The sequence below is a fragment of the Xanthomonas sp. CFBP 8151 genome, assembly GCF_011761885.1.
GTDB classification, from domain to species: Bacteria; Pseudomonadota; Gammaproteobacteria; order Xanthomonadales; family Xanthomonadaceae; genus Xanthomonas; species Xanthomonas arboricola_B.
Genome location: NZ_JAASQZ010000006.1, coordinates 73569 through 80231 on the forward strand (window position 1 = coordinate 73569; position 6663 = coordinate 80231).

At 55.9% G+C, this 6663-nt stretch carries 3 protein-coding genes; all 3 read right to left on the bottom strand.

The features are described 5' to 3' along the window. Window positions 1-231 precede the first annotated feature (231 nt). Window positions 232-732 (bottom strand): TspO/MBR family protein, encoded by a 501-nt coding sequence (locus tag FHT08_RS19720; protein WP_166776536.1) that lies wholly within the window; start codon window positions 730-732, stop codon window positions 232-234. A 919-nt stretch (window positions 733-1651) separates the two neighbouring features. Continuing rightward, on the bottom strand, window positions 1652-2008 hold the full coding sequence (locus FHT08_RS19725; protein WP_104537544.1) for a hypothetical protein: 357 nt from the start codon (window positions 2006-2008) through the stop codon (window positions 1652-1654). Beyond that, window positions 2005-6651, bottom strand: coding sequence for a hemagglutinin repeat-containing protein (locus tag FHT08_RS19730; RefSeq protein ID WP_343204168.1), 4647 nt, complete (start codon window positions 6649-6651; stop codon window positions 2005-2007). The genes FHT08_RS19725 and FHT08_RS19730 overlap by 4 nt, the downstream gene beginning before the upstream one ends. Window positions 6652-6663 lie beyond the last annotated feature (12 nt).

Below are 6663 nucleotides of genomic sequence, written 5' to 3' on the forward strand. Positions count from 1 at the left end.
CTGCGCTGCGCAGATTCCGAACATGGACTGGTGCCATTATGCGACTTGGCTGGTGCTCTGCAGCAGACGGATCGCTTTTGCGCTAATGCATCGCGTCGCTGCCGGTATCACTGAGCGTCAAGTAACCGCCACGGTAATCGCGGCCAGGTCACTTCGCATCAAGCAATAGATCGTCGCCATCGCAGCGCCGGTCGGTGCAGGTCAGCAAGGTCAGCAAGGTCAGCAGAGAGATCAGCCAAGCATCTGAGGATTGAGTTGCCAGACCGAAAAGTTGAGCGCCGCTGCAAAGCTCACCCACGCAAGATACGGCACCAACAACCACGCCGCCAGAGCTTGCCTCTTTGTAAACAGCCCGATAGTGGCCGCCAGCACAAGCCACAGCGCGACGATGTCCAAGAACGCCCACGCCCCCAGATGCCATGTAAAGAACAACCAACTCCAAAGCCCATTGAGCGCCAGCTGCACGACGAACAGCGTTAGCGCCACGCGCACGCCAGCCCATCCTCCACGGCGCCACACCAGCCACACCGACACCGCCATCATCCCGTACAACACCGTCCACACCGGCCCGAACAACCACCCTGGCGGCGCCCATGACGGCCGCTGCAACTCCGCATAAAAGCTGGCGGCCTGGATCGATGCCATTGCGCCCAGCGCGGCGACTGCGTAGCACAACACAAGCCAGCTGAGAAAGCCAAACCATTGCGATCTCGTTGTCATCGACATCTCCATGCAGACCTAGCGAGTGAGAGCAGCTCTTCAGGCATCCCACGAATGTCGGACACACTGCCACATTAACTGTCCAGGCTATGCAAACAGGGCAGAGACCTCTGATTACCGACGGATCAACTTTACGGGAGGCTGACATTAGCACCGGAGTCTAAACCCGATCGCTACTCAGGGCGGGGCGACGTCGCAGGTAACCCCAAGTCACCGAAACCGGTCACTAATGGATACAGTTCAAATTCTCGAGGATAGAGCCGCATCTATTTTTGTCGAAAATTTCTAGTAATCGATCCCAGAACTTTCTAACAACATTTATATCATTGATATCGCCATCACCTGATAAATATCAAGAAATCATCTCATCACCTAAAGCCGTACATTCAATTCGCGCGTCCATCCAAACCATGACTTTTTTGGCATGGTCATGGTCATTGATGTAGTCACCCCACCCTTACCGTTTGGATTAGTCTTGAGAAGCAATTCAGCATATTCCTCCAGATTTTCTATTTCATTTACATCAAGCCAATCGCTCGGCACCAGTTGAACCAACCTTGCGATCAAACAGCAATACATGATTGAAACGGAGACTTAATGAAGAAATCTTTCGCCTCCACTCTGCGTAAACCCATCGAACCTATGAAAACACACTGGCATTTCGCTTTTTGAGAGAACACTTAATATAAAAGCAACCCGCATTTTAATTTCATCAGTAATCACGCCAACCTCACGGGGTAGGGTTAGGACCATTACCTCCTATTAACAGTAACCTTATATTTAAAATGTCTTATGTTTTATTCAGCCACCGCCGACAACACCCCGTTACCATTGGGGATGCAACCAAGGAAAAGAAAATGCTTTGAACGCTGTATCACCTCAATGCGATTGGACATCTCAAAAAATCAAATTGGCCCCTATGAATACCAATTCACTCTTCGTCCCAAAATTTTCCAGGGGGAGCATATAACCCGCCTTCCAATACCGTGCACCAGCCGAACAATCTATTAAAAATATCTAAATCAATGATCTTGTAAATATTTCCTTCAATTCGCTCGATAGTTATCAGGCTGCGAGCATTATGGGTATATTGGCCTCCCGTGCCCGGAACCGCTCTTAGTTCGAACTCACCTCGATCCCAATCAGACACAGTTCCTGAAGACTCTGGAGCTGAGTCAGGAAAACTAATCTCGAAATCTCTGGAAATCTTGCAAACACAGGGTATCTTCTTTTGCTTCAATAATTCGTCGTTCGCCAGATTCATAGCAAAATCAATTTGTAGCTTCATTTTAGTGCACTCCTTGGAACAATTACATCACCTGAGAAGAACTTTTGAAAAACACCGATCGGACTAAAGTATTGCTTATTGTGCGGATCGCGGATAGCAACCACTGGAATTCCGTTTCTTGTTGTAACGCCGTCCACAACAACGAAATGTGAAAATCTGGAGCCTCCTGATTCATCAGTTATTCTTACGATAACAGGCGTCCCGTTTGAAGTGTATCTACTTAAATCAGCCACACTCCTATTCCCAAACGTGCTAGATGGAACACCTTCTGAACTCAGAAGATTCGCTGCATCGCGAGTGAATATTCCATCCGAAGAGGGTGGAATTTTCTTAATGAGAGAATCAATGTCCACCTCTTTCCCAAGAGTATTAAGAACCATGCCGCACGAGTTGTGGCCGCAAGTAGGTGTACTGCCCTGATTTAATAATAAACGGTCGCCATTTCTTGGAATGGAGGTGCTAATTAGCGGGTTCTTTCCTCCAGCAGCGATTTCATCGACGGCGGTTACCTTAGGGAAAATATCTCTGATCGTTCTCAATCTTCCCAATCCCGCCATCCCTAAGTCTGCAAGACTCAGGAATCTTGCATCAAATGCGTCAAGTCCAACGACAGGTTCGCCAGTAAAATAATTTATTGCAGTTCCGCTACTGAGCAAATCGCTCCATCCGGCCGCTGTTTGGCCAAGACCTGCCATCAACTCGCGAGTCAGAAGCAAGCTTCCTGACGCGCCCGGCTGAATATATTTCAGCTTATCTGCTAGGTCACCCATGTCCCCATAAAAAATCTCACCATACGTTGGAAACATTCTGCTTGAAACGCTTCCGGAATAAACGACGTCCCTTTCGCTGATGAAGAAACCCTGGTCTTTCCAATAGGACTCCATCGCCTTATCGTAATTTTCTTGCGTAAGCTTTCCTGCTGCTTTCAGTTCACTGGTGACTTTCTCGGAGTAAAGCCTCTTTTCTTCATCTCGAATATTATCAAGGGCAGTCAGCTTCTTCTCAGCATCGCAACCGTCTTCGCTTCCATGTTGGCACAGTGATTTAGCGAGCTTTAGATAATTGTTTTCTGATTCGGTAAGCCAGTTATTCTCAACGGCATTTTTCGCAATATTTGCACCAATAGCCGAATCGGGTAGGCTGCCACCAGCTAAGCCGCCAGCGATGGCCCCAACCGCCTGCGATAGAGCCACCAGCATCTGCTTGTCCTGTTCCGGCAGCAGGTTCGGATTGAACTTCCCTGTTACCGGGTCGATGGCACGCGGGTCATCGCCGTAGAACGTTTGAGTCAAGTACTTTGCAGCCAGCTCGCCACTGGCGCCTGCCAGTGCGCCGCTGCCCATGGACGCGCCGTTTACTTCGGCAAGCACCGCACCAAGTACCGCATGCGACACCAATTGCAATGCCGCGTTGGGGTTGCTGCCGTGGTTTGGGTCGAAAGTTCTGCCGATAAGCTGCGCCGCGTACGGTGCCAATGCGTTGCTGGCGACCTGGCCGGCGCCTTGGCCGGAGACGCCGCCCACCACAACGGTGGTCACCGCTTGCAGTGCACGGCTGTAGTCGCCGCCGATGCCCCAGTGCTGCTTCGCTTCGGAAGCGGCGCTGTACTCCGGGTTGCTCTGCATGAATACGTCACGACGCTGATCGGCTGTCAACGCGTTGAAGGCGTCTCGCTTTTCCTGCGTGTCGAGGCTTCCGATGTACGTCGCTTCAATGGAATCGGCCTTATGTTCTGCTGCGGCCGCAATGTCATCGCCAATCTGCTTGGCCGTGGTCATCACCGTGCCGGTCGCCGTCGCCATCGCCTGTTGCTCGCCCAGGATCTTGCGTACGTCAGGTAACGTCGCCACCGCCTCATGCGCGGCACTGGCATCGGTGTTGATGCCGGTAGCCGCGGCCGTGGTCGTCTTGCCGCCGATCTTGATGTTGCCTTCGGTCAACGTGGCGCGGGTATAGCTCGTGTCGCTGCCACTTTCACTCATCGGCACGCCCGGCATGAAGCTGCCGGTATTGGCCTTGCCGTAGTTGCCGTTGGCGATGTTGTTGCCGATGTCTCTGGACTGCTCACCAGCGGTCCGCTCGATCGGGTTGCCGTTGGCATCGGTTTGGTTGCCGGTACTGCCGAATCCTCCGCTGATGCTGCCAGAAGCGGCGCTGTAGTCCATCTGGTTTTTCAGATCGGTGAACGTCAGCGAGTCGGCGGTCAGTTCGCTTGCACCGGCGTTGGTGCTGGCGATCGCGCCTCCGATCAGGTTTACGTTGCCGGCGGTGACGTTGTAACCGCCATTGCCCGCAAACAATCCGGATTGTTCAACGACACCAAGATAGTTGCCATTGGCCTTGGCCGCACTGGCATAGCCACTGACATCCCACGCGGTGCCGGCCGAGATCTGCACGCGGCCGCCGACGCTGCTTTCCTTGGATTGGATATCCAGCTTGTCTTGCAGCGACTCGATGGTCAGGTCGCCACCAGCTTGCACATCGATGCGGTCGCCTTTGACCACCGCGCCGCGCAAGGTGGTATCACCCTCTGACTTGAGTACGATGTTCTGGCCGGCCAGCTGCGTGTTTTGCCAAGTGCTGCCGTCCACGTTCGACTTGTGGCTACCGGCACTGGCTTGCACGTAGGCATACACGCCGGTCTGCGCGCCGACCGATGCGCCAACGCCCACCTCGAACCCGGCATTGCTGCCCTTGCTCTGTTCGGTGTCGCTGGAGCTGCCTGCTTCCAGCACCAGATCGCGTGCTGAATCCAGGCTCAGCGTGTCGCCCGCCTTGATGTTGCCCTGCACGATGCGCAGATCGCCTTCGGTGGTTTTCAGGCTGACATTGCCACCGCCGGTGATGGTGGAGCCCTGCGAGATCTGGCTGCTGCTGTTGAAGCTGCTCTCGTTGGTGGCGAAGCCTACACCTGCTTCCACACTGAGAAGCGATCCGTTCTTGACCGCACTGCCCACTTGATACGCATTGGCTGTGGCTGCCATACCTTGCATCGCGCCCAACCGCCCATCGGACTTGCGCGCATCGTCCACATTGTTGATCAGATCGATCAGCGGGGATTTGATGCGTGCGAACGCGCCGATCTTCAGGTCGTCGTCTTTTTGCGAGGCCGAGCTGCTCTGGTTGGCGGTCAGCAGCTGGATCGAGGCCGCGGTGATGTCCACGTCCTTGGCCGCGACCACGTTGCTGGCCGACTGCGTGTACGTGCCACCTGCCGTCAGGTTGACATTGCCGCCCAGGCTTCCGACGTTGCTGGCTACCTGCGTGACCTGGGCGTTGTCGTCGAAGTGGTTCTTCTTGTTGTAGCCGGCAAAACGCTCGGTGTCGGAGATGACCACCATGCCGATGCCCTTGCTAGTGGACTGATTGGTATTGCCCAGGAGGTCCTGGCCGCTCTGGATGGTCAGGTCGCCTGCGGCACGCATGCTGACATTGCCTTGCGCCGCGACATTGCTCGCGGTCAGGGCGATGTCGCCCTGCGTGGTGGTCAGGCTGGCGTTGCCGCCCACCGACAACTGGGTGCCGGTGATGGTGTCGGTCTGGCCGTTGCCGGTGCCTTGCTGGTTGTAATTGCCGTACGGCAAGCCTGCCGCATTGTTGAAGCCCCAGCCCTTGCCGGTGCTGGCATTGCCGCTGGCCTGGGTGTTGTGCGCGACATCGAACACGATGTCCTTGCTGGCGAGCAGCAGCGCATTGCCCTCCGCAGACATCTGCGTGCCCTGGCTGGTGATCGAGCCATCGCTGGCCAGCAGCGTGAGGTTGCCACCAGAGGCCAATTGGCTGACGCGCGCATCGCTGGTGCTTTCGTTTTGCGATGCGTTGGAGCGGTGGCTGCTGGCCTGGATCACCACCGGGGTGATCGCGGCCATGTTGCCGGCCGCGGCGCCTTCGGCGTCGCGACTGATCTTGCTCATGGTCGAGCCGGTGTCGACCATGTTCTTGGTGGTCGAATCGCGGGCGCTGCGGTACGACGCGCCCGGGTCGTAGGTCACGCCCACCGAGAACCCGCTCGACTTGCTCGATTGGCTGGCCTGGTGGTCGACCGTGTCCTGGCGCGCCAGCAGGGCGATGTCCTTGGCGGCCAGCGTCAGATCCTTGCCGGCACCGATGTCGGAGGCGGCGATGGTCAGCTGGTTGCCTGCGCTGACGACGAGATTGCCGTCCGTTGAACCGACCGACGATGCGACTTGGGTAACCGACTCGGTCGCGTTCTCGCTGTTGCTGCGCGCCTTGCTGTAGCCAATGCTGGCAACGCCGCCGCCAATGCCGCCGGTCAGGCCGGATCGCTTCTGGCTGAAGCTATGCGCTTCGCTGCTGATGTCCTGCGCTGACTCGATGGTGACATTGTTGCCTGCTGCCAGACGCACGTCGCCATTGGCAAGCACGGTTGAGCCGACCACTGCCACATCGTTACCGGCAGAGATATTGACGGACTCGCCACTCAGCGCCGTGCCGATTGCAAATGTGTCCTGCCACTCATCATGCGTGGTCGTGGTCTTGCTGGAGAACGTGCCCTTCTTCTTCTTGGTCATGTCCTGCACGGCGTCGTGCTGCTCACTGGCGGCGAGCAGGTTGACGTCGTTGCCGGCGGCCAGGGTGATGCCGCCTTCCTTGGTGGCAGCGGTGGCGGCGGTCAGGGTGATGTCGTTGCCGGC